Origin of the sequence: Mesorhizobium sp. M1334 (assembly GCF_040317995.1) — a bacterium.
In the GTDB taxonomy this organism is placed as follows: Bacteria; Pseudomonadota; Alphaproteobacteria; order Rhizobiales; family Rhizobiaceae; genus Mesorhizobium.
Genome location: NZ_JAMYLM010000011.1, coordinates 86,507 through 109,512, shown reverse-complemented (window position 1 = coordinate 109,512; position 23,006 = coordinate 86,507). Strand labels below are relative to the sequence as shown.

The following is a 23,006-nucleotide window of genomic DNA, read 5'->3' as shown; positions in this document are numbered from 1 at the left end:
TTTTGAACGACACGACGCATGACCGGATCGCATCGATAGCGGATCACGCGCTTCGCCACTTTGCAGAAACAGCGGAACGGGTACGACAGGCCTTGGCCGAGCCGCGTCCGGACGTGGCTAATGCGTTCGCGTCCTTCAACGCCGCCACGGACGGCGCGGTGATCAACAAAATGGGCGAAGTAACGGATTCTCGCGCTCGAGAGCTTCGCTCTCTCCTCTCGGAGCCTGCCGTTGCCCGTGTCGTAGCCGCGGATGAGGATGGCAATCGGCGCGTTTACTTCGTATCGCGTGCGACACCGCACCGGTCCCCGTCGGACGGAAGCCATGCCGTCAGCTACAACGCGATGCCACTCGGCCGACTGGCCGCCCTTAAAATCGGTGGCGAGCTCGAAGCCCCGTCCCGAAATGGACCGATCACGCTGACAGTGATCGAAAAGACTCTCCTGACCCCTAGGGAAATCCGAGGCGAGTGGGATTCTCAGAAGTCCGTGGTGGAGGGAGAGCAGTTCGGACCCTTCACCGTCCCTTCTCTACGTGCCCTGCTCAAAGGCCTAGGCGTTCCCGCGGACGAATTGGATGCCCTGGATGCGCTGCTGGCCGAAGATAAAGCCGCCGGCCTCGTTCTGGAAGGGCTGAGGCGCGACGCAATTGCCAAGATGGAACTGCGAGATCTGGCCATCCTTGACGAGTATCAAGATGAAATCTTCCGTCTACCACTCGATACTCACCTTGTCCTTCTGGGCCCCCCTGGAACCGGAAAGACCACGACGCTGATCAAGCGGCTGGGTCAGAAGCTTGACTATCCCAATCTCACAGATGAGGAGCGCGACGTTATCGCCCGCACCAGCGCCGGGCCGGGTGGTCATCAAGGCAGCTGGATAATGTTCACGCCGACGGCACTGCTCAAGCAATACGTTAAAGAGGCATTTGCCCGCCAAGGTGTAGCGGCTTCCGATGAGCGTATTCAGACTTGGGACGACTATCGTCGCGACCTCGCTCGCAACCATTTTACGATCCTTCGCTCCGGATCCCGCGGTCAGTTGGTGATGCGGGATGAGCTACCATCGCTTGCGCCTGGTACCATCGCGAGACAGCGCCAGTGGTTCGAGGACTTTTTTGACTACCAGGTCAACCTGTTTTGGGAAGACCTTCGTAATCACGCCGACATTCTCGCGCACGATACTGCGGCTCCCGTCCGGCAGCTTGGACTGCGTGTTCAGGCCGTCCTTCCCTCTTCGTCAAACGGCACTAATCCGCGGGCGACCGTTGCGCTGAATCATCTGTCTGAGCCTCTATATGCTCTTATCACTCAATTGCGGACCGACACCGATAAGGCTGTTCGGACGGCTATCGCAAAAGCCTTCCAAAGCGAGCCGTCGCTTTTGGAGGGACTGATGACATTCGTCACTACACTCGACGCTGTTGATGACCCCGATGATGACGACTTCGATACGGACGAGGACGACGAGCCCCGCCAGGTTCGTGTCGGTCGTGACGCCGCCGTAGAAGCATTGATCAAAGCTCTAAAGGCGAAAGCACGCGCCACATCGAGCGGCCGAACGGTTGGCCGACGATCCCGCAGTGGACGGATAGTCGATTGGTTCGGTGAACGAGGGCCTGATCGTGAGGCGTTGCGCAAGATCGGCTTGGATCTGGCAGTGCAGACTTCGCTTCGACGATGCCTTTCTCCTGTACGGCGGCTTATCAACGCAATGTCGGCCCGCTACCGGCGGTTTCGCCGAGAGCGGCAGGGGGGATGCGGTGGTACACAGCTGAAGGGTTCCTGCCTCACGAACTGCATCCGCTCGAAGTGGACGTTATTCTGTTGGCGCTACTTCGGACTGGTGCCGATCTCCTTGCCGATCGGAGGATAGCACGCGACGTGGAGGAGCCTTCGTATGCTACGCTGGATCTAGTGAAGTCGCTCTATCGTACTCAGGTTCTCGTCGACGAGGCTACCGATTTCTCGCCGATCCAGCTAGCCTGCATGGGCGCTCTCTGCGACCCGTCGTCCGACTCTTTCGTCGCCTGCGGCGACTTCAACCAGCGGATAACCGACTGGGGCAGCCGAGGGAACGATGATCTCCGGTGGGTGTTCTCGGATTTTGACATCCGGTCCGTCTCCATCTCATACCGCCACAGTCGCCAGCTGAACGAACTTGCACGAGACATCGCCCACATCTCCGATCCCGATGCGGAGGAGGCACAGCTACCGGAGCGTGTAAACAACGAAGGCTTCCGCCCCGTCATGGGCACCGGCATGAACAGTATAGGCGATACCGTTGATTGGCTGGCAGACCGGATTGGAGAGATTGAGCGGCTGGCCGACGAATTTCCTCCGATAGCGATCCTCGTGACGAGTGAAGACGAAGTCATCCCATTCGCCGATGCCCTCAACCGCAAATTGGCTGATACCAACATCCGGGTCGTGCCTTGTCCGTTTGGACAACTCGCGGGCCAAGACAGTGATGTCCGCGTTTTTGACGTGCGCCACATTAAGGGCTTGGAGTTCGAAGCAGTGTTTTTCGTCGGGGTTGATCGCCTCGAACGGTCTCAGCCCAACCTGTTTGAGAAGTTTCTGTACGTTGGCGCAACCAGGGCGGCGCTGTTTTTGGGCGTCACAACCGTGGGAGCGGGCCTGCCCGATCGTATTCGGTCCCTTGAGCAAGCATTTGCCGGAAACTGGTCGTGACAGCTCCCGAGATGCCGATTGGATCGCGTGCTTTCGGATGACGCCGCTCGCGCCCCACTGCATCGAGGCGACGCTGGATGCGCGAAGCCGCTCGAAAGGCCTGGCGTGATGTCGCCCGGTTGTTCGGAATAAAGCCAAGCGTCGCCAGTGAACGCTGCGGCGCAAGAGTGCCCGCTTTTCGACCTCGGCCAACGCTGCTTTGATGATCCACATGCGGCGCAGATCTGCCGTTGGCATGCTGACTGCGGAAATCACGTCCGGGTCATAAATTGCCACATAACGCAAAAGTCCTGTGCCGGGGCGCCATCTGCCCGGAGCCAGCCAGAGCGAGGAAGATCCCGCCCGCGCTTTCGACCAGCTCAGAAGATCGAATTTGTGATCGATTTTATCGGACCGAGCAGGATCGATCCTTCCGGCACGCCGGCGTCGATCGGAATGGCTCTGCGGTTTGCTGTTGCCACCACCGGCTGGCCGACATCGGCTGTCACCACGACCGGGGTCTTGTTCGGCACACGATCGTAGAGATCGATAATGTCCTGGTTCATCAGGCGCACGCAGCCCGACGACACCGATTTGCCGATCGACCGCCATTCCGGCGAGCCGTGCAACCGGTACAGCGTGTCCTGGTTACCCTGGAACAGGTAAAGCGCACGCGCGCCAAGCGGGTTGTCCAGCCCGCCGGGCATGCCGCCATTATCGGCGCTGTATTTTGCGAGCTCGGGCTGGCGGGCTATCATGTCGTCCGGTGGCGTCCATTTCGGCCATTTCTGCTTCCATTGGACCACCGCATCGCCCGACCATTCGAAGCCGGCGCGGCCGAGGCCGACGCCGTAGCGGATCGCCTGGCCGCCCGGGCGCACCAGGTAGAGGAAGTGGTTGGTCGTGTCGACGACGATGGTGCCGGGCTGCTGCCCGGTCGGATAGTCAACGATCTGGCGCAGGAACTGCGGGTCGATCTTGTCGACAGGTATGGCCGGCAGCTCGAAGCCGCCATCGGACATCGGCCCATACATCGTCACGTAATCGCCGAGCGCCGGCTCGACATAGGTCGGCGGCGGTGGCTCGACCGGCTGCTGCGACAGGGTGGTGCAACTGGAGACCGCGACCGAGGCGGCGCCAAGGGCTGCTGCGTTGAGGAAACCGCGACGGCTAAGGCGCAGAGAGGACGATTGGGGTGTGAACATGATTGCCTTTTTTAAGTCTCAAATCGCAACAAAGCGTGAATGCGTCCGATACGGCGCAGGTGCCGAGCAATGCCCGGCGCGATAGGCGGTTCCAATTCTGGCCGCAGGGTGGACAAACAAAGGCAAAGCTGTGACTGGATCGTCACTGTTGCGTCGAGGCAACATGTCCGGCCGTCAAACCCCGGAGATCAGACCATCGAGGGACGGCAGGATCAGGGCCGGTGGGAAATCCCGGTATTCCTCTGGCTGATTGGCGCGGTTGATCCACACCGTCCTGAAGCCGAACTTGGTGGCGCCGGCGACGTCCCAGCGGTTGGATGACTGGAAAGAGACGGCGCCCGGATAGAGGCGCCAGCCCGTGGTGACCATGTCGTAGACCGACGGATCGGTCTTGAAGCGCCTGACGCTGTCGACGGAAAAGACGTCGTCCAGGACCTGGTCGAGCGCGGCGGATTTGACCGCCGCTTCCAGCATCTCAGGCGAACCGTTTGACAGGATCGCCAGCCTTGCCCCCGATGCCTTGAGCGCCTTGAGCACGGCCGGTACCTCCGGATAGCAGTCCAGCCGCCAATAGGCCTCGAGCAGCTTCGCCCTCAGCCCGGCATCCGCGGATGGAACTTTGCGCAGGGCGAAGTCGAGGGCCTGTTCGGTGAGTTGCCAGAAATCGGCATAGGCCCCCATCAGCGTCCTGACCCAGGAATATTCCAGCTGCTTGGCGCGCCAGATATCGGACAGCAACTGGCCGTCCGGCCCAATCTGGTCGGCGTGACGGCGCACGGCCGCATGCACGTCGAACAGCGTGCCATAGGCGTCGAAAACGTAAGCCGCGAACTGCATTCGACAGTTTTGAGGCCGCGTAAGGCAAGGCGCAAGCGCTGATTGCAGTCCGCCAGCCCGCTGGCCTCAACAAATCTCAGCCAAGCCGGTTGACGGCGGCCGCCAAAGCATCTTCCAATGCGCCGCAACAAGCATCGAACGGAACCTGGCAATGACACTGGCGACTGCGGCGCAATCCGCGACATGGACCTTCGTCGACGGCGACTGGTACGAGGGCAATGTTGCCATTCTAGGGCCGCGCAGCCACGCCATGTGGCTCGGCACCAGCGTGTTCGACGGCGCCCGCTGGTTCGAGGGCGTCGCTCCCGATCTCGATCGCCATGCAGCGCGGGTAAATGCCTCGGCGATCGCGCTCGGCCTGAAGCCGACGATGAGCACCGACAAGATCGTCGGCCTGACCTGGGACGGACTGAAGAAGTTCGACGGCAAGACGGCAGTCTACATCAGGCCGATGTATTGGGCCGAGCATGGCGGCTATATGGGCGTGCCGGCCGACCCGGCCTCGACGCGTTTCTGCCTTTGCCTCTACGAATCGCCGATGATCTCGCCGGCTGGGTTTTCGGTGACGGTGTCGCCGTTCCGGCGCCCGACCATCGAAACCATGCCGACCAACGCCAAGGCTGGCTGCCTTTATCCCAACAACGGCCGGGCCATCCTCGAAGCCAAGATGCGCGGGTTCGACAATGCGCTGGTGCTCGACATGCTGGGCAATGTCGCCGAGACCGGCACCTCGAATATTTTTCTGGTCAAGGACGGCCATGTCATGACGCCGGCGCCGAACGGCACCTTCCTGTCCGGCATTACCCGCGCGCGCACCATGGCCCTGCTGGGCGAATACGGCTTCACGACGACGGAAAAGACGCTGTCGATCCGCGATTTTCTCGAGGCTGACGAAATCTTCTCGACCGGAAACCACTCGAAAGTCGTGCCGGTCACCCGTATCGAGGAGCGCAATCTGCAGCCCGGACCAGTGGCCAAGAAGGCGCGCGAACTCTATTGGGAATGGGCGCATTCGACTTCGCCCGGCTGACCCGCTAAAAAGCGGCCGGCGCTTCGTTTCCGGAGTTGTTCCAGACCAATCCAGTCCTATGTTAGTCCGGTATCGACACCGGATTTTTCCACGAGGGAGTACGACCGATGGCTTTTGAATTGCCCGCCTTGCCCTATGATTACGAGGCCTTGCAGCCTTACATGTCAAAGGAAACGCTGGAATATCACCACGACAAGCACCACAAGGCCTATGTCGACAACGGCAACAAGCTGGCCGCCGAGGCGGGCATGGGCGATTTGTCGGTCGAAGAGGCCGTCAAACAGTCCTTCGGCAAGAATGCGGGCCTCTTCAACAATGCCGCCCAGCACTACAATCACATCCATTTCTGGAAATGGATGAAGAAGGGCGGCGGTGGCAACAAGCTGCCGGGCGCATTGCAAAAGGCGGTCGACAGCGATCTTGGTGGCTACGACAAGTTCAAGGCCGACTTCATCGCCGCCGGCACCACCCAGTTCGGTTCGGGCTGGGCCTGGGTTTCGGTCAAGGACGGCAAGCTGGCGATCTCGAAGACGCCGAATGGCGAGAACCCGCTCGTCCATGGCGCGACGCCGATCCTCGGCGTCGATGTTTGGGAACATTCCTATTACATCGATTATCGCAACGCCCGGCCGAAATACCTCGAAGCCTTCGTCGACAGTCTCATCAACTGGGACTATGTGCTCGAACTCTACGAAAAGGCCTGATCCGTTCCAGAAAAGCCCCGGCAGAACCGGGGCTTTTCTTTTTCAGCATCAGAAACGACAGCTGCAAAAATTTCACGCAAGCGTGAGGCGCAGCGCCGGAATTTTTAAGCCATCCTTGCCGTTTGTCATCGGGTGGGACCGCATCCTGAATTGCCTTCAACATGGAGCCAAGTGAATGAGAAAGCTTATCCTCGCCATCTCGATGCTCGCCTTCGTCGGTTCGGCGGCGTTTGCCGACCCGGTTGCTGACCGGCAGGCCCTGATGAAGGAACGTGGCAAGATTGCCGCCGGGTTGTCGAAAGTGGTCAAGGGCGAGACGCCCTACGACGCAGCTTCGGTGCTGACCGCGTTGCAGGCACTGCAGGCCAATGCCGAGAAATTCCATGCCGGCGTCGACACGCTTTTCCCGGCGGGCAGCGACACCGGCGACACCACGGCGTCTCCCAAGATCTGGCAGGACATGGCCGGCTTCAAGACGGCTGAAGGCAAGTACCTCGCAGACGTCAAGGCAGCGGTCGCCGCTGCACCTGCGGATGCCGAGGCGTTGAAGGCACAGTTCAACACCATCGGCGGCGGCTGCGGCAACTGTCATCAAAACTACAGGGTGAAAAAAGGCTGATAGCGGGCAATGCGCTTGCTGAAGAAACTTGTCGGCGCCGCCCGCGTTCTGGGCGGCGCGGCCGCGATTGCCGGCTGGTTCCTGTCGGCTCCGGTCAGGCTCGATGCCGCAACGCTGGCTGAGCTTGGTCCCGGCGACGCCGCCAGGGGCAAGCGCATCTTCTACGCCGGCGGCTGCACGTCCTGTCATGCCAAGCCCGGCTCGCAAGGCGACGCCCGCCTTCAGCTGGTCGGCGGCCTCGAGCTCAAGACGCCGTTCGGCACCTTCGTGCCGCCGAACATATCGCAGGATGCCAGGGACGGCATCGGCGGCTGGTCCGTCGAGGACTTTGCCAACGCCATGCTGAAGGGCGTATCACCGTCGGGCGAGCATCTTTATCCGGCATTTCCCTATACTTCATACGCGCGCATGAAGCCGGCCGACATTGCCGATCTCTATGCATTCCTGAAGACCTTGCCCGCGGTCGCCGGCAAGGCGCCCGCCAATTCGCTGGTATTTCCCTTCAATGTCCGACGCGGTCTTGGCTTGTGGAAGCTGCTCTATTTGACTGACCAGCCGGTCGTTTCCTTTCCCGACGGCACGCCCGACCCGGTGCTGGCCGGCCGCTATCTGGTGGAAGGCCCCGGTCATTGCGGCGAATGCCACACGCCGCGGGACCTTGCCGGCGGCACCAGGAAGAGCCAGTGGCTGGCAGGTGCGGCCGCCGCCGAAGGCAGCGGCATCGTGCCGAACATCACGTCGGGCGACGGCGGCATCGCCGACTGGTCCGAAGCTGACATCGCCAACTATCTCGAAACCGGCTTCACGCCGGATTTCGATACGGTCGGCGGCGCAATGGTCGACGTGCAGCGGAACATGGCCGTGCTGACCCCGGAGGACCGCGCGGCAATCGCCGCCTATCTGAAAGCCGTGCCGCCGCACCCCAACGGCTATCCGGCGCGCAAGAAGCCGGCGAGCTGACGGTCGTTGCGTCAGCGGTCGCCGAGAAAGTCGAAGCCGGTTTCGAAGAAATGATTGTAGTCGCAGGTCATTTCCTCGCCAGGCGCAATGTCGCGCAAGGCATAGGTCTCCTCCGGCTGCGAGACGTCGCAATTCGGGTCGTCGGCATGGTTCATGTAGCGCGCATCGTCGGCTTCGAAGACGATGTAGTTCGGGTCGCACCGGTCCGGGTAGGCGTAACGGTCAAGATAGGTTTTCACCGGCCCGGTTTCCCGCTCGTAGGTCGTCACCTCGATGCGGCGGTCGTATTTCGGGTCGAGCTTCCAGACCAGCGTGCCGCGGGGAATGTGGTTCTTGGCAAAGACGCCGATGCCCTGGATGGGCGATTTGTCGAGATAGACATCGACGAGCAACATGGCAGATCCCTGGGTGATTGAGTGTTGGCGGCGACCGTGGCCGCGCATTGGGTAGCGCGCGACCTTTGCAATTGCGAGCGGAAAATCAACTGTGCCTGCCCAGTATCCGAAGCCTCATACGGCGTCGCATGTCGAGACCCTAGCGCTGTTGCAGCGCCAGCCGGATGCCCAAGGCGCAATAGATGCCGCCGACAGCCTTGCCCTGCCATCTCAGCACCGTCGGGTTTCGGCGCAGGAAAGCGCCGAGGCCGCCCGCACCCACGGCGAAAACCACGTGCTGACGAGGCCCAACAGAACAAAGATCACGCCCAATGTCGCCAGTTGAAGCATCACCGATCCGTTTTCAGGCCGCACAAACTGCGGAAGAAATGCAAGGAAGAAAAGCGCGGTCTTGGGGTTGAGAATCTCGGTCAAAACAGCCTGCCGAAATGCTTTGGCAGCGGGGATCGCAAGTGCGCCGGCGGCCGGATAGGCAGGCGTTTTCTCGATGACCGCGCAAATGCCGAGATAGATGAGGTAGGCTGCGCCGATGTACTTCACTATGCTGAAAAGCGCCGCCGACGTGGCAATGATAGCCGAAATGCCGACGATCGCCATGAAGGTGTGAACCACGTCGCCGGCCGCGATCCCCGCGCCGGTTGCGATGCCCACCCTGGTGCCAGAGCTGGTTGCCCGCGCCACGGTCAAAAGGGTGGCAGGACCCGGGATGAAGACAAAGCCAAGCACAACCGCGACATACGCAATCAATGTGGCAAGATCGATCATTGGTGGGCTTCTCCGCAACTTTCATCCTCAATGAAGGCATGTAGCGGAACAGCAAGCAATACCTGCCTAACCGCGGCGTTCACGCGGCCAGCTCGGCCTTGCCTGTGACCCTGAGCGCAAAGGCATAGGTGAAGGCGATTTCCTCCAGCCTCGAAAACCGGCCGGAGGCGCCGGCATGGCCTGAATCCATGTTGATCTTGAACAGCACAGCATTCTCACCTGTCTTGCGGTCGCGCAACCGCGCTACCCATTTGGCCGGCTCCCAATAAGTGACGCGCGGGTCGGTCAGGCCGGCCAGCGCCAGAATCGGCGGATAATCGAGTGCGGCGACATTGTCGTAGGGTGAATAGGCGGCGATGGTCCGGTAATCCTCCGCCGAAGCGATCGGATTGCCCCATTCCGGCCATTCCGGCGGCGTCAGCGGCAAGCTGGCGTCGAGCATGGTGGAGAGCACGTCGACGAAGGGAACCTCGGCGACGACGGCGCCGAAGCATTGCGGCGCCATGTTGGCGACCGCCCCCATCAGCATGCCGCCGGCCGAACCGCCTTGCGCGACGATGCGGTCATGCTGCGTATAGCGTTCGGCGACGAGGTGCTGAGCGACCGCGATGAAATCGGTGAACGTGTTCATCTTGTTCGCCCGCTTGCCGTCGTCGTACCAGCCATAGCCCTTGTCCTTGCCGCCGCGAACATGGGCTATCGCATAGACAAAGCCGCGGTCGACCAGCGAAAACAGATTGGTATTGAACGCGGCCGGCACGGTGATGCCGTAGGAGCCGTAGCCGTAAAGCAGGCACGGCGCCGACCCGTCGAGCGGCGTGTCGCGGTGATGGAGGAGCGAGATCGGCACCAGTTCGCCGTCGGCGGCAGGCGCCATCAGCCGGCGCGTGACGTAGTGCTCCGGGTCATGGCCGGCCGGCACTTCCTGGGTCTTGAGCAACACCCGCTCGCGGGTGCGCATATTGTAGTCGAAGACCTGCGCCGGGGTCGTCATCGACGAATAGGAAAAGCGCATGATCTCGGTGTCGTACTCGTAGGAGCCGGACAGGCCGAGCCAGAAGGCTTCCTCGTCGAAGGAGATCAGGTGCTCCTCGCCGCTCTTGCGGTCGTGCACGACGATGCGCGGCAGGCCTTCCTTGCGCTCGAGCCGGACCATGTGGTCCTTGAAGCCGATCACCGAAAGGATCAGTCGGCCCGCTTCGTGCGGCACCAGTTCCTGCCAGTTGGCGCGCACCGGATCAGGCGCCGGCGCCGTCATGATCTTGAAGTCCTTGGCACCGTCGGCATTGGTGAGGATGAAGAAGATGTCGCCGCCTTCCTCGAGCTCGTACTGCAGGCCGGTCTGGCGCGCCGCAACCAGCTTCGGCTCTGCGAACGGATCGTTGGCGCTCATGATGCGGTATTCCGAGGTCTCATGGTTGTTGATGCCGATCATGATCCACTCGTTGGAGCGCGTGCCGCCGATATCCATGAAGAAGCCGGGATCGGTCTCCTCGTAGATCAGCCGGTCGTTTTCAGGACTGTCACCAAGCGCATGGAACAGCACTTTGGAAGGACGGTGGTTGGGGTCGAGGCGGGTGTAGAAAAAACCGTCATTGCCGGCATCCCAAACACCGCCGCCGCCGGTGTCCGGAACCCTGTCCGCCAGGTCATTGCCGCCGGCCAGATCGCGGACGCGCAGCGTGTAGAATTCGGAACCCTTGTCGTCGAAGGCCCAGAGCAGCTTGCTGTGGTCGTCCGAATGATCGACGCCGCCCAGCCGGAAATAGGGTTTACCCTCGGCCTCGGCATCGCCGTCGAGCAATATCTGCTTGTCGCCGCCGTCGCGCGCCGTGCGGAAATAACGCGGCTGCTGGCCGCCAAGCTTGAAGGAGGAGCCGTAGGCATAGGGCCCATCCTTCATAGGCACAGAGGAATCGTCTTCCTTGATACGCCCCTTCATTTCCGCGAAAAGCTGCTTCTGCAGCTGAGCCGTATCGGCCATCAGCGCCGCCTGGTAAGCATTCTCGGCTTCGAGGTGGGCGCGGATTTGGCCGTCGAGCAGAGACGGATCCCTGAACATCTCTTGCCAATTGGTGGCCCTCAGCCAAGCATAGTCGTCCGTCCGCGTCATGCCGTGATGCGTGTCGAAGATCGGCCGTTTCTCCGGCTTCGGTGGGGTGGCGGTCGGAAACACTGGGGTTCTGGTCATTGCGTCTCGCTGTGGAAGTTACTTGAATAGCGAATGAACACGCCGCTCAGCGCGGGTTCAACGGCTATGATCTATTGTCTGGTGGCTCGAGGGGACGGGCTGGAGGAGAGGACAATGAACATTTTTTCTCGGACTGTCGCGGCCCTCGCCGTCGCTGCGACGACCCTGGCCAATGCCGGTCATTCTCATGCAACTGCCTTTGCGGCTTGGCAAGTGGCCAATGTGCCGTTCGGCGACACACTCAATGTGCGCAAATATCCTTCCGGAACTTCGCAGAAGCAGGCCGCCTATCCCAACGGGACGGTTCTGCAGATGACCGGCAAATGCACCGGTGGGATAAATCTGCTCAATCTCGCCAACCATTCGTACTGGCAGCAGAAACAGAAGATCCGCAATCACTGGTGCCAAGTCTGGCATGATCCGGCACAGAACGGCCAGTTCGTCACCGGCTGGGTCTACGGAAAATACATCACTCCGTTTCAGTGACGCGGCACGCCGCTCCCGGCCGACGGCTCACGAGCAACAGTAATCCTTCGCAACCTATGATTTTACTGAATCCGCCGATTGGCCAGGCTGTAATGCTGCCGGCTGGAACAAGCATTGAGCTCTATTTACCTGCTGCAGTCTGTGTAATGGCTGCTTGCCGCCGCGTCAGTCGATGCTGGTCTGACCAGAAAAAACGGCAAGTTTACACTCTGCACGAAAGAGTGAAGCTGAATATGAAAGATTTGACTTGCATCGCTGAATAGAGCGCAAGAAGCGAATTGACTTACTTGACGCCAAGGCCCATTAAGGTGCCGCGACGCGAATCGCGGAGGCTTTTTCCTGCACAAGTTCGCGCGATGCCCAACTATCGAAACGGGCGCAAACAGAAACAATTCTCGTTGGGGCCTGAACGCCATGGATATTACCGAAACACCTTCCAGAAACAGTGACGCGCTGATCGAGCTTACCGCCGACGTGGTGGCCGCCTATGTCAGCAACAATCCCGTGCCGGTCGGCGAATTGCCGAACCTCATTGCCGATGTCCATGCCGCTTTGGGGCGCGTCGGCGGGGCCGCCGAGCAGCCGCCTGCCGACAAGCAGAAGCCGGCGGTAAATCCGAAGCGTTCGGTGCATGACGACTACATCATCTGTCTCGAAGACGGCAAGAAGTTCAAGTCGCTCAAGCGTCACTTGATGACCCACTATGATCTCACGCCCGACCAGTATCGCGAAAAGTGGAACCTGGACCCGAGCTATCCGATGGTTGCGCCCAATTATGCGGCCGCCCGTTCGCAGCTCGCCAAGAAGATGGGTCTCGGCCGCAAGCGCAAGGGACGCTGATAACCGGCTCTTCGGGTTTGACACTCAAACGGCGCCTGCGGGCGCCGTTTTGTATTATCCGGTCAAAGGTCGAACCCGCCATGCTGCCGGCAACTGCCGTCCGGTCAGGCGGTCTGCTTCAGCGCTGCTTCGGCGTCACGCTTGATGCGCTTGACCATCGAGCGAAGACCATTGGCGCGCTGCGGCGACAGGTGCTCGTCAAGTCCGAGCGCCTTCAATGTGGCCTCCGCGTCGGTCCTCTGGATTTCGCTGGCCGGCCGTCCCGAAAACAGCGCCAGCATGATGGCGACCAGACCGCGCACGATATGGGCGTCGGAATCGCCCTTGAAGGTGATAACGGGGTCGGGACCACCGCCCTGTTCGGTGGTCAACCAGACCTGGCTGACGCAGCCGGGCACCTTGTTGGCCGGTATGCGTTGCTCGTCGGGAAACGGCGGCAGCGCTTCACCCAGTTCAATCACATAGCGATAGCGGTCTTCCCACTCGTCGAGCAGGGAAAAGTCGTCGCGGATGGTCTGGATCGTCGTAGTCATCACCCCGGATATAGTCATCCGGCGCTGCCACGTCACGGAAAAAGAGGAGAAACGCCGCAGGCGCCGAGAGCGGGGAGCCTTGCGGTCTGGCGACGAATTCGGCCGAAACCGTCTCAGTTCTTCGCCGGCAAGTGCAGTTTCGCCGGCAGATCGACTTTCGCGGGCAAGACGATTTCCTCGGGCACGCTGCCGGTGGTCGTCACCGCATCTGGTTCAGGGGTCTTGTCGTCCAGCATGGCGGCCGCGATCTTGGCGGTTTCCCTGGCCCGGGCGGTGATGGTGTGCATTGCCGATTTACCGGTCTCGCACACGTCCGGCTTGCGCTCGCAGATGCCGGCGATGTCGCCGACGGCTTCGCGTGCCGCAAACAGCGCCTGGAGCGGCCCGACGCTTTCGCGGCCCGCATCATCGGCGCCGACACCCAGCGGCAGCGCCAGAAGCACCAGGGAAAACCAGAAAGCAGCTCTTATCAGAAAGCCCATCTGTCTGTCCTTTATGACGGTCATGCCTCCGAACCACACGACCCTTGTACCGCGATACTGGCACGGAGGCGCAAAGGACGGCTTGTCCCGAAAGCAACAGTTTTCCTCAAATTTTAGGCAGATTCGAAACGAAGCGCTTTGAAGTTCACTTGCCTCGAATGGGTCATATTTCATTCAGCAAATGGTAACCATCCAACCTGTTGTTTCTCCTCGTTATTTTTTGCATTGGTGACAGTTTGGTGCGATTGGCCGCAAGCTTAGGCGCGGGTGGTCCGGATAACGCTCCGTTTACTATGGCGGCAAGTGCCCCCGTTTTTCCCCACCGGGATCCCGATATTTGCTGCCTGCCCGGGGGACGATCGGCCCAGCCTTATCCATTCCTTAAACGCTGGATGCGAGTTTCGGATCGACAAAAGCCGCCTGCCAAGCAGGGCCGTTCACGACCGGGTGCGTTGAGTTGAGTGCGATCAAGGCCAGATACGCCGAGTTGCCGGGCGCGATAGCCGCCGGTTGCGAACGGATGGTTCATCCGTCCGTCCTCGGCCAGGACGACCGCCGCCGTGAGAGCCGGTTCATTGGCGTCATGCTGGCGGCTCCCTTCTTCAGCGCGGGTGCAGCGGTGACGCTGGTCACGTCGGGCATGGGCGCGGCCGTGACTGTGGCTGCGATCTTTGCGGCGTTCGGCCTTTGCTGGTTCGCCGCCCTGCTGGTGGCTGCATCGGGCAAGATGACCCTGGCCGGCCAACTCGCCTTGGTCGTCGGCAGTGTTGCCCTGGGTGCCCTTATCGCTGCCGCCGGCGGTGTGGCCTCGCCGGTTGCCTTGCTCGCGGTGGCGCTGCCGTTTGAAGCCTGGTGGATCGGCCAGTCGCGGCGTGCCGTGATCTGGGGCGCCATCTCGGCCCTTGTCGCAGTCTTGCTGCAGCCTTTAGCCGGTTCCGTCTTGCCGCTCGGCCAGACCGAAATCGCCGCATGGCACTGGCTGGTGCCGTTGGCCTGGGCGCTCACGCTCATTCCGCGTGTCGCTTCACTTCGTGCCACCGCCAGCGCTCAGCTCGATCCGGCCGGCAGCCACCGGCTCGAAGACCTGATCGACGCCGTCGTGCTGCGAATCGCTGCCCATGGCGAGGTTCTGGACGCCTCGGCTAAGGCACGCACGATACTGAGGCTGCCACCGGAGCTGCTTTTCGGCACCGGACTTTTCGATCGCATCCATCTGTCCGACCGCGTCCCGTATCTCAGTGCGCTGGCCGATATGCGCGATGGCGCCCTGTCGCGCCGGCTCGACCTTCGCGTCCGGCTGCCGCAGAGCAGCGGCGTGACAGCCGACAATTACCGGCCGTTCTCGCTCGAGATGATGCGCGCGCCTGGGCAGGGGACTGTCTTCACGCTTCTTCTGCGCGAAAACGATGAAGTGGCCGGACTGCGCCAGGAGCTTGCCGCTGCCAACGAGGCGGCTGCTTCGGCCGAGGTGGCGAAAGGACGCTTCCTTGCCGTCGTCAGCCATGAGTTGCGCACCCCGCTCAATGCCATCATTGGCTTTTCCGACATGCTGCTGCACGAGATGTTCGGCAGCTTCAAGGATCCGCGCCAGAAGGAATATGTCGGCTTGGTCAGGGATTCGGGCCAGCACTTGCTTGCCGTCGTCACCTCGATACTCGACGTATCGCGGATCGAATCGGGCGCCTACGCGACCGAACCGGAACCGTTCCGCTTCCGCGAAGCGGTCGAGATGTGCCAGTCGATGATGCGCCTGCAAGCCGAGGCAAAGGCCATCGATCTGCAGGCCCAGATCGCGCCGGACGCAGGCGAAATAAATGCCGACCGTCGCGCCGTGCAGCAGATCCTGATCAATCTCGTCTCTAACGCGATCAAGTTCACGCCCGAAGGCGGCAATGTCGTCATCGGCGCCAAGCGCATCGGCTCGCGGCTGCATTTCTGGGTCCGGGACACCGGCATCGGCATCGCCGAGGAAGACTTTGTCAATCTCGGCAAGCCGTTCATGCAGATCCAGAACGACTATACCCGCCGTTTCGAAGGCACAGGGCTCGGGCTTTCGCTGGTGAAGGGGCTGGTGGCGCTGCACGAGGGCACAATGTCGATCGAAAGCATGCCGGGCGAGGGCACCACGGTGACGATCAGCCTTCCCGTGAGCGGCCCGACGGGCCGCTCGGCCGAGAAGACCGGCGTGGTGCCGATGTCCGCGGTCAAAGCCAAGGCGGACGGTGGCAAAGGGGAGAGCAATGGGTCGCTCCGCAAAACAGCCTAAGGCGGTCAAACGCCGCGGCAATGCCTTCGAGCACGGAGCGATGGCGCTGGGCAGCCTGATCTCGCGCAATCCTGTTGTGGTCGGCGGCTCCACCGCGTTCCTGGTGACGCTGTTCTACGTCTCGGCGAACGCGCTTTGGTACCAGCCCTTTCCGCATGCCGGAGCGTTTTTCGCTACCAGAAGCATCGAACGCTTTCCGCGGGCGGATAGCGATGAGCCCGAAACCACCATCAATATCGTGCGTCCGGCCGCTACGCCGATCAAGAGCGACCCGGTCGTCGAGCAGGTCCAGGGCATCTTGAAGGATCTCGATTTCTATTCCGGCACCATCGACGGTATTCCCGGACCGAATACGCGCAAGGCCATCCAGGCCTATCAGCAGAAAGTCGGATTGAATGCCTCCGGCGAGATCGACGGCGTCCTGCTGGATCAACTGGGCGCCACGCCAAAGACCGCGGCCGTGGTTCCGCATCCCGTGCCGCGGCCGGTCGAAACGGCCGCTGCTCCGGCCGCCATTCCGGTATCCGCACCAGCAAATGCAGCGGCGCAAACGCCGGATCCCCGCATCGTCAAGATCCAGGCCGGACTGAAAGCGTTCGGCAATGAGGACATGCAATTGGATGGCGTCGTAGGCGCGCGCACCAAGGCCGCGATCAAGGAATTCCAGGCGCTGTTCGGCTTGCCGGAGACCGGCGAGCCAGACGAGATCGTCTACGTCAAGATGCGCGAGATCGGCCTGACCAACTGAGGGCCGAAACCTAGTCTCCCGGCCTATTTAAGCCATTGCTCCGGGTCACGCATTCCATGGACTATCGCCACGGCTAACACGCCGTAGGGCATGGGCTCGTAAATCACGATGTAGCGCCCCTCGACCAGAATGCGGGCGGTGGCGCTCAATTCCGGTCGAGCTGCGCCCATTTTGGCGTGCTCGCAAGCCAATTCCAGCCTGTCGAAAATGCGTCCGATCAGCTTGTCAGCCGCCTTCTCGTTATCGACGGCAATGTGATGCCAAATATCTCGCAAATCCTGAGAAGCTCGCGGGGTGAGCCGGTATTCAGCCACGGACTGCGCGTTCGGCCTTCAGAGCGCGTAAGAAAGCCGTACGATTTACGTGTTGACCTTCGCCACTTGCCATTCCTTCGTCATAGGCCCTTTTGAGGCGTTCCAGTTCAAGAGTGCGGAATTCCTCGCGCTGCTCCCATAGACGTAGTGCTTCCCTGACGATTTCACTGTTGGAAGCATAGTCTCCGCTGTTCACGGCGTCTTGTAGACGGGCGGCCTGCTTGGGGGTAAGCGACACAGTAAGAGTGCGCATGGGCTGGGCTTTCATACCGGGTACTATAGCATTTTTCACAGAGGCCAACAAGTTTTGTTAGACTTTGTTGGTAAATCGTCGCATTCCGGGACTTGCTTTGATGGCCAACCGTTGCTCGCGAATAAGTGAGAATCTCGACACCACAAACCCGAAATCGTACAGGGTCCCGCCATGCGGGTAACCACCGATCTGTGGGTGTCGGCCCTGTTGCGCCGGGTTTTTAGCGCCGGCGGCTTTGCCGCCGTGGTCAAGCGCGGCGCCACGGAAGCCGGCGCAGTTTTCGTGTTGGCGCGTGGCCGGCTAGGAGAGATGGCGCTGTTCGGGCCGGCGCCGCAGACGAGCTACGATTCGGCCAAGCCGGACGACCGTTTTTTCAGTCTGCTTGGCGAAGGCGACGATGTCGCCATTTTCGACGCGCGGCTGGAGCGCGAGAAGAAATTCGATCCGGATATCTGGGTGATCGAGATCGAGGCGGGCGCCGTTCCCGTCGAGGAGCTTATCTCGGTCAAGGCGTCGTAACGGCAAGCCTTCAGATGCGAAGCGCCTTTGGGGTGGCGGTTACATCGGCGCTGTTCGGCTTGCGCAGGTCGGCATTTGCCGCGACGCGCCCGGGCTTGCGAACGATTTTCGACACGGTGTCGGCCTTCCAGCCGCGGAGCCTGTCCAACGCAGCGTCGCGGTGCAGCAGGCGGTAGCGGTCGAGGAAGATGCGGATCGCCTGCGGGTGCGGAAACTCGGTCGGATAGATGGCAGCCGTGATCAGGAACGCCTTGTCTTCGCTGAGGTCGAGCGCGCGCAAGGCGAAAAGTAGCGGTGTGTAATTTTGGCTCGCGGTGAGCGTCCGCGCCGTTGAAAAATCGACTTCGAGCGCATCGGCGAGCGCTGTCTGAAAGAATGCCGCATTGCCGGTCAGCGCGGTTTCGCGCAGCTTGACGTAGGTTTGTGGCTCGACGAACGGTCTGATGGCGGTGCCGCGCTCGGCGCGCATCATGGATCGCAACCGGCGGCGTACAGTTTCGGCGGCGTCGGCCGCCTCTTGTCTGTTTGCGTCGCTCGCGACCATTTCCGCGTTTTCGGACGCGGCTTTGGCGGTTGCTTCCGGCTGCTGCTGCGACCGCACCAGCGTCGGCCTTTCAAGCACTTTGATGAGATCGGCGATGGTTTGGTTGAGATCCTTGCGGCGGGCAATGGCACGGGCATGCGGCAGGCCGTGACGCCCAATCAGCGCGATCAGGTCGACGTCGCTGAGGGCACGCGAGCGGATGAGTAGCGGAGCGGCGATGTCGACCCGCTCCTGGCAAAGCCGCCGCACCAGCGCGGCGGGTGCATATTCGCATTCGGAAAGGGCTGCCGCGACGTAGCGGCGCGATTCGACCGAGACATTCTCGAAAAGCGGCAGCGTCAGGTCTTCGAGCTGCGCGATCTCCCGGCGCGACGGGCGGGTGAGCGAGCAGAATGCCGATACCGCGGCGCGAAACAGCCTTTCGGCCTTTCCCGATTCAGCTCCTGCTGCGATTTGCCTGAAATCCGAAGCTGACACGGAGGATACGCCCGACACTCGACACGATCTGGAGGGCGCTCTGCCGGGCTGTACCGGTTTCGCGTTTCCCAAGAACAAAGATCAATTTAGCGGCGATCCGTTAGCGCTCCGTTAACCTACTGCCTTCTTAATCGACTATGGAGGCGTTGCGTTGTGCTCCGGGGCAACCGAGAGGAATACGCGAACCATGGGCATGGTACTGTCTTTCGTGCCGCGAACGGCGGCAACCAATCGAGCACAACAAGCCGCGCCGGCGGCAGTGATCATATTTCCCGGGGTGCGCTACGAGCAGCGGCCGCTGACGGGCGAAACGCGGCCGACCGGCCCCGACAAGCCGGGACCGTCGGGAACATTGCCGGTACCGCACCACTGAGCATCGGAACCGGCCTAAAAATCCTGCAGTTCGCAGGAACTCTGTTCGAGAAACCGCGAGACGATCGGCTTCCAACTGTCGTCGGGCACGAACGAACGGATGACGAACACGCCTTCCTCTATCGGCGCCTCGACGAAGATGGCTCCTTGCAGTTCCTCGGGAAGGTCCTTGCGGACTTCGATCATCTGGGCCGGCGTCAGCACAACGGTGTCGAGCACGCCTGCGGTCGCACTGTGGTCGTTGAACGAGTAGATGTTGTGGCCGCCGCGGTCGTAGACCGATATCGACCAGAACGGCACCTTGCCCGGCGCCTTGACCCGCACCATCCCCTCGGCAAGGTCGAAGCGGCAAGCCGCCGCATAAAACAGCGGATCGACCGATTTCACCACCGGCGCGCCGCCGGCTTCCGCGTCGAGCCTGGTCATCTTGTAGAGATCCGAAGCCATGGCCAATCGCGACCAGGCGTCGCGTTCGGAGAACTCGGGGACGAGCAGCAGCACGACGATGTGCACGATGCCGGCGCCGAGCAGGCCGAGCAGCACGGCATGCAGCAGGCTACGCATTGCAGCCGACCTTCTGGATCTGCGGCAGCGTGACGTCCGACAGACCGGTGCTGCTGGCGATCGGTGTGTCGTAGAACGTGAGCACCAAGTACATCTTGCCGGCGCCGCTGGTCAGTAGCCAGTTGCCGGGCGCAGGGCGGCTGCCAACGGAAATGACCACCGAATTGTCGGCCTGGCGCAGCACTTGATAGGACTGCAGCGCAGCCGGCCTCGGCGTGCCGGTCTCGACCACCCCAAGCGACTGGTCGGCGGCATAAAGCGTCCAGAACCGGGCGGTGGGAAAACCGCCCGCAATCTTGTAGGCGCATTGCCGGTTGAGCTGTTCGCCGCCGGAATCGCGTTCGGCTATGAAGGACAGTCCTTCCGCCTGTCCGAGCGCCAGCACGCCTTCGCGAGCCACGCGGGCCTTGGAATAGGGATCCGCCGTCGGCGTGCCGATATCCGGGAAGGCGGTCCATTGGCCGATCCTGATGGCGCCGACGCCATCCTGCAGCTTCAGCGCGTACCAGACGCTGGCGCCACCGCCACCGATGGCGATGGCAAGCGAAAGCAGCGTCAGGAAGGCGTTCTTGAGCATGACGAGCCGGGAGAACCGAAGGCCGAGGACAGAAAGATTGCCGCCGGGGATATCTCGGCGCAGGGGCTTATGGCAAGCGGCCCCACAGAATTGGCCGTCACAGCGCCGACAGGGTCTCCGGTGCAGCGGGCGCGTCGAGCACGGGTGCCGCCTGGAAAAGCCTGGTCAGTTCTTTCAGGGTCCGGGTGGTCCGGCTGGACAGCACCGGCGGACGCTCGGCGGCGGCATCGGCTGCTGCCTGTTCGGCGTTCTTCTTTTCCGCTTCCTCGGCCTTGGCGGCGATTTCGGCATCGACGAAGGGGTGATCGATACCGGGGATCGGTTTCAGGTCGATATTCTGGTGCGCATAGAGCATCAGCCGCTGCCACACCATTGCCGGCAGCGTGCCGCCGGTCATCTTGTTGGTCGCGGTGAAGTCATCGTTGCCGAGCCAGACGGCGGCTGTGTAGTTGCCGGTAAAGCCGACGAACCAGGCATCGCGGTAGGACTGCGTCGTGCCGGTCTTGCCGGCGACAACGATGTTTGGAAGGGCCGCGCGCCGGGCCGTGCCGATCACCGGCACCGCCGCCAGCATGGTGTTCATGTATTTGAGCGCCTGCTCCGACAGCACCCGGTGCGGCGGCGGCGCGTCCTTGGCGAAGTCGTAGACCACTTCGCCGGTACGGTTGAAGAGTTGGCTTATGCCGTGCCGGGTTCCGGCAAAGCCGTTCTGGGCGAACACGCTATAGCCCGTCGCCTGGTCCATCACAGTCATGCCCGATGTACCGAGCACCATGGTCTTGTGCGATTCCAGCGGCGACTCGACGCCCATGGCTTCCGCCATCGCCTTGATCGGCTTGATGCCGAGATAATCCTTGGCCAGCCGCACCGGCACGGTGTTGATCGATTTGGCCATCGCCGTGATCAGCGTCACCTTGCCGGCCGACCCGCCATTGTAATTGTGGGGCGACCAGCTGCCCCAGGAGATGGGTCCGCCGGACACCACCGAATCCGGCGTGAAGCCATGCTCCATCGCCGTCGCATAGACATAGGGCTTGAACGAGGAGCCGGTCTGGCGAAGTGCCTTGGTGGCGCGGTTGAACTGGCTGGCGCCGTAGTCGCGGCCGCCGACGATCGCCCGGACGGCGCCGTTGGTCTCGATGACGACGATGGCGCCCTCGGTGACGTTGTATTCCTTGCCGAACTGGCGGAGGTGGAACTCCATCGATTCTTCGGCCGCCTTCTGGATATTGGCGTCGAAGGTGGTGTGGGCGACAAGCGAGTGCGGGCCGCCTTTGGCGGCGATCTTCTTGACCTCGTCGAAGGCCCAGTCGAGGTAATAATCGGGGCTCTTCTGCTCGCCGCGGTCGACGATTTCGGCCGGGTGTAATCTTGCCTGCAGCACCTGGCCTTCGGTCATGAAGCCGGAATCGACCAGATTGGACAGTACCACATTGGCCCGCGCCCGGGCGGCGGGCAGGTTTATGTGCGGCGCGTATTTGGTCGGCGCCTTGAACAGGCCGGCCAGCATCGCAGCCTCGGCAAGGTTCAGGTCCTTGACGCTCTTGCCGAAATAGAAATCGGCTGCCGCCTCGATGCCGAAAGTGCCGCCGCCCATGTAGGCGCGGTCGAGGTAAAGCTGCAGGATTTCCTTCTTCGACAGATTGGCTTCGAGCCACAGCGACAGGAAGGCTTCCTTGATCTTGCGCTCGAAGGTCCGTTCGTTGGTCAGGAAGAGGTTCTTGGCCAGCTGCTGGGTGATGCTCGAGCCGCCCTGGACGACGGAATTGGCCCGTACGTTCTCGAATATCGCCCGCGACAGGCCGAGCACATCGATGCCGTAATGGTCGAAGAAACGCCGGTCCTCGGTGGCCAGCACCGCCTTGATGACATGGTCGGGCATCTCGTCGACCGGCACCGAATCGCGCTGGATGATGCCGCGTTGGCCGATCTCGTTGCCGTAGCGGTCTAGGAAGGTGACGGCGAAGTCGCCTTGCGTGCGCCAGTCGCCGGCGGTTATCTGGAAGGCCGGCAAGGCCAGCGCCAAAAGGACGACGATACCGCTGGCCCCGAGCGTAAAGCCTTCACTCAACAGTTCGATCAGGCCGCGGCGCCAGCCGCCGACGCGGAAACGCCGCGAGAAGATGGTGGCCGCCTCCCAGAACTGGCGCGCCCTGAAGCCGATTTCGTAGGCAGAGGAATCGATCCACGCATCCACCGCCAGCAGCCTTGCGGCGATCGGACCTCTTCTCTTGCGTGGTTCCAAAGGACTGGCCATTCCAGGATCCGGCTGCGGCGACGCCGCCAACTGAGAAACCGCATGCCGGCAATTTCACGGCGGCGCGCCTTTCAAGACTATTCGTCCATTTTGGTGCTGCCTACAAGGGCGATGAAGGTTCCGCGCTTGCGTGGGTGCTGAGGATCGGCGGCGTCACATGGGACGCTTGTCCGCGATCTTTTTCGGGTCGCGGCCTATCATACCGGCGTTGGCTTTCCTGTGCTTGTCGGCAAGCCTGCGAATGCGATCGAAGCGGCTTTCCTCGGCCACTTCGATTTTCGCCGCTGCATTTGGCTTCGGGACGAATGCGATCATTGATCGATCTCCTTGCCGATGGTGCGCGCCGGGGAAGATACCCCGGAGGCTGTCTTTCAGGCTTGTTTCCGGCAGTGGCTGG

Annotated in this window: 25 protein-coding genes and 1 pseudogene; 12 read left to right on the top strand and 14 right to left on the bottom strand. The window is 61.7% G+C overall.

The features are described from left to right. Window positions 1-2 precede the first annotated feature (2 nt). Both NKH17_RS19760 and NKH17_RS19755 read left to right on the top strand, forming a co-directional pair. Window positions 3-1,874, top strand: a complete 1,872-nt coding sequence (locus NKH17_RS19760; RefSeq protein WP_352900127.1) for a hypothetical protein — start codon at window positions 3-5, stop codon at window positions 1,872-1,874. Window positions 1,875-1,915: 41 nt separating this feature from the next. After that, on the top strand, window positions 1,916-2,692 hold the full coding sequence (locus NKH17_RS19755; protein ID WP_352900130.1) for an ATP-binding domain-containing protein: 777 nt from the start codon (window positions 1,916-1,918) through the stop codon (window positions 2,690-2,692). A 359-nt stretch (window positions 2,693-3,051) separates the two neighbouring features. On the opposite strand, the gene NKH17_RS19750 is transcribed toward NKH17_RS19755, so the two are convergent. Next, on the bottom strand, window positions 3,052-3,876 hold the full coding sequence (locus NKH17_RS19750) for a L,D-transpeptidase (protein WP_352900131.1): 825 nt from the start codon (window positions 3,874-3,876) through the stop codon (window positions 3,052-3,054). Window positions 3,877-4,050: 174 nt separating this feature from the next. Further along, window positions 4,051-4,713, bottom strand: a complete 663-nt coding sequence (locus tag NKH17_RS19745; RefSeq protein ID WP_352690040.1) for a haloacid dehalogenase type II — start codon at window positions 4,711-4,713, stop codon at window positions 4,051-4,053. Between the two features lie 151 nt (window positions 4,714-4,864). Here NKH17_RS19745 and NKH17_RS19740 point away from each other — a divergent pair, with 151 nt between their 5' ends. The 4 genes from NKH17_RS19740 (at window position 4,865) to NKH17_RS19725 (ending at window position 8,026) form a co-directional block, all read left to right on the top strand. Further along, entirely contained in the window at window positions 4,865-5,743 is an 879-nt protein-coding gene (locus NKH17_RS19740) for a branched-chain amino acid aminotransferase (protein ID WP_352507473.1), read from the top strand. A 107-nt stretch (window positions 5,744-5,850) separates the two neighbouring features. Beyond that, the gene (locus NKH17_RS19735; protein WP_023677850.1) at window positions 5,851-6,447 is read left to right on the top strand and encodes a superoxide dismutase; all 597 of its coding nucleotides are present in this window, start codon (window positions 5,851-5,853) and stop codon (window positions 6,445-6,447) included. A gap of 175 nt (window positions 6,448-6,622) precedes the next feature. After that, window positions 6,623-7,066, top strand: a complete 444-nt coding sequence (locus NKH17_RS19730) for a c-type cytochrome (RefSeq protein WP_352821899.1) — start codon at window positions 6,623-6,625, stop codon at window positions 7,064-7,066. A 9-nt stretch (window positions 7,067-7,075) separates the two neighbouring features. After that, entirely contained in the window at window positions 7,076-8,026 is a 951-nt protein-coding gene (locus tag NKH17_RS19725; RefSeq protein WP_352972064.1) for a cytochrome c, read from the top strand. A gap of 11 nt (window positions 8,027-8,037) precedes the next feature. Here the strand turns inward: NKH17_RS19725 and NKH17_RS19720 are convergent, their stop codons facing one another. The 3 genes and pseudogenes from NKH17_RS19720 to NKH17_RS19710 all read right to left on the bottom strand — a co-directional run bounded on the left by NKH17_RS19720 (window position 8,038) and on the right by NKH17_RS19710 (window position 11,377). Continuing rightward, the gene (locus NKH17_RS19720) at window positions 8,038-8,421 is read right to left on the bottom strand and encodes an SET domain-containing protein (protein WP_254819935.1); all 384 of its coding nucleotides are present in this window, start codon (window positions 8,419-8,421) and stop codon (window positions 8,038-8,040) included. 139 nt (window positions 8,422-8,560) lie between these two features. Then, window positions 8,561-9,186 (bottom strand): annotated as a pseudogene (locus tag NKH17_RS19715) (LysE family translocator). 79 nt (window positions 9,187-9,265) lie between these two features. Beyond that, the gene (locus NKH17_RS19710; RefSeq protein WP_352900138.1) at window positions 9,266-11,377 is read right to left on the bottom strand and encodes a S9 family peptidase; all 2,112 of its coding nucleotides are present in this window, start codon (window positions 11,375-11,377) and stop codon (window positions 9,266-9,268) included. 114 nt (window positions 11,378-11,491) lie between these two features. Here NKH17_RS19710 and NKH17_RS19705 point away from each other — a divergent pair, with 114 nt between their 5' ends. Both NKH17_RS19705 and NKH17_RS19700 read left to right on the top strand, forming a co-directional pair. Beyond that, the gene (locus NKH17_RS19705) at window positions 11,492-11,863 is read left to right on the top strand and encodes an SH3 domain-containing protein (protein WP_352479517.1); all 372 of its coding nucleotides are present in this window, start codon (window positions 11,492-11,494) and stop codon (window positions 11,861-11,863) included. A 414-nt stretch (window positions 11,864-12,277) separates the two neighbouring features. Next, window positions 12,278-12,703 carry a Ros/MucR family transcriptional regulator gene (locus NKH17_RS19700; RefSeq protein WP_023677844.1) on the top strand — a complete coding sequence of 142 codons (426 nt, stop codon included), beginning with the start codon at window positions 12,278-12,280 and terminating at the stop codon, window positions 12,701-12,703. Window positions 12,704-12,807: 104 nt separating this feature from the next. Here NKH17_RS19700 and NKH17_RS19695 read toward each other — a convergent pair whose 3' ends face one another. After that, a complete protein-coding gene (locus tag NKH17_RS19695) occupies window positions 12,808-13,236 on the bottom strand; it encodes a SufE family protein (protein WP_352479545.1) in 429 nt (142 codons plus the stop codon). Between the two features lie 113 nt (window positions 13,237-13,349). After that, complete coding sequence (locus tag NKH17_RS19690; RefSeq protein ID WP_352802337.1) at window positions 13,350-13,718, bottom strand: DUF5330 domain-containing protein; 369 nt, start codon at window positions 13,716-13,718, stop codon at window positions 13,350-13,352. Between the two features lie 520 nt (window positions 13,719-14,238). Between NKH17_RS19690 and NKH17_RS19685 the strand changes: the two genes are divergently transcribed. After that, on the top strand, window positions 14,239-15,984 hold the full coding sequence (locus NKH17_RS19685; protein WP_352802734.1) for an ATP-binding protein: 1,746 nt from the start codon (window positions 14,239-14,241) through the stop codon (window positions 15,982-15,984). Beyond that, window positions 15,959-16,732, top strand: a complete 774-nt coding sequence (locus NKH17_RS19680) for a peptidoglycan-binding domain-containing protein (RefSeq protein ID WP_254819938.1) — start codon at window positions 15,959-15,961, stop codon at window positions 16,730-16,732. Before NKH17_RS19685 ends, NKH17_RS19680 begins: the two co-directional genes overlap by 26 nt. Before the next feature lie 23 nt (window positions 16,733-16,755). Here NKH17_RS19680 and NKH17_RS19675 read toward each other — a convergent pair whose 3' ends face one another. Then, on the bottom strand, window positions 16,756-17,046 hold the full coding sequence (locus NKH17_RS19675) for a type II toxin-antitoxin system RelE/ParE family toxin (protein WP_254819939.1): 291 nt from the start codon (window positions 17,044-17,046) through the stop codon (window positions 16,756-16,758). Continuing rightward, window positions 17,039-17,299 carry a type II toxin-antitoxin system ParD family antitoxin gene (locus NKH17_RS19670; protein WP_254819940.1) on the bottom strand — a complete coding sequence of 87 codons (261 nt, stop codon included), beginning with the start codon at window positions 17,297-17,299 and terminating at the stop codon, window positions 17,039-17,041. Before NKH17_RS19670 ends, NKH17_RS19675 begins: the two co-directional genes overlap by 8 nt. Before the next feature lie 171 nt (window positions 17,300-17,470). On the opposite strand from NKH17_RS19670, the gene NKH17_RS19665 reads away from it, so the two are divergent. Further along, window positions 17,471-17,818 (top strand): DUF1491 family protein, encoded by a 348-nt coding sequence (locus NKH17_RS19665; RefSeq protein ID WP_352802340.1) that lies wholly within the window; start codon window positions 17,471-17,473, stop codon window positions 17,816-17,818. Window positions 17,819-17,828: 10 nt separating this feature from the next. Here the strand turns inward: NKH17_RS19665 and NKH17_RS19660 are convergent, their stop codons facing one another. Continuing rightward, on the bottom strand, window positions 17,829-18,839 hold the full coding sequence (locus NKH17_RS19660; protein WP_352896931.1) for a DUF2336 domain-containing protein: 1,011 nt from the start codon (window positions 18,837-18,839) through the stop codon (window positions 17,829-17,831). A gap of 187 nt (window positions 18,840-19,026) precedes the next feature. Here NKH17_RS19660 and NKH17_RS19655 point away from each other — a divergent pair, with 187 nt between their 5' ends. After that, the gene (locus tag NKH17_RS19655) at window positions 19,027-19,212 is read left to right on the top strand and encodes a hypothetical protein (protein ID WP_352647215.1); all 186 of its coding nucleotides are present in this window, start codon (window positions 19,027-19,029) and stop codon (window positions 19,210-19,212) included. A gap of 14 nt (window positions 19,213-19,226) precedes the next feature. Here NKH17_RS19655 and NKH17_RS19650 read toward each other — a convergent pair whose 3' ends face one another. The 4 genes from NKH17_RS19650 to NKH17_RS19635 form a co-directional block, all read right to left on the bottom strand. Then, window positions 19,227-19,775 (bottom strand): DUF1254 domain-containing protein, encoded by a 549-nt coding sequence (locus NKH17_RS19650; RefSeq protein ID WP_254819944.1) that lies wholly within the window; start codon window positions 19,773-19,775, stop codon window positions 19,227-19,229. Beyond that, window positions 19,768-20,352, bottom strand: a complete 585-nt coding sequence (locus NKH17_RS19645; RefSeq protein WP_352802344.1) for a DUF1214 domain-containing protein — start codon at window positions 20,350-20,352, stop codon at window positions 19,768-19,770. The genes NKH17_RS19650 and NKH17_RS19645 overlap by 8 nt, the downstream gene beginning before the upstream one ends. A gap of 97 nt (window positions 20,353-20,449) precedes the next feature. Beyond that, entirely contained in the window at window positions 20,450-22,609 is a 2,160-nt protein-coding gene (locus tag NKH17_RS19640; RefSeq protein ID WP_352896929.1) for a transglycosylase domain-containing protein, read from the bottom strand. A gap of 153 nt (window positions 22,610-22,762) precedes the next feature. After that, window positions 22,763-22,924 carry a hypothetical protein gene (locus tag NKH17_RS19635; protein ID WP_352479526.1) on the bottom strand — a complete coding sequence of 54 codons (162 nt, stop codon included), beginning with the start codon at window positions 22,922-22,924 and terminating at the stop codon, window positions 22,763-22,765. Window positions 22,925-23,006: the final 82 nt, after the last annotated feature.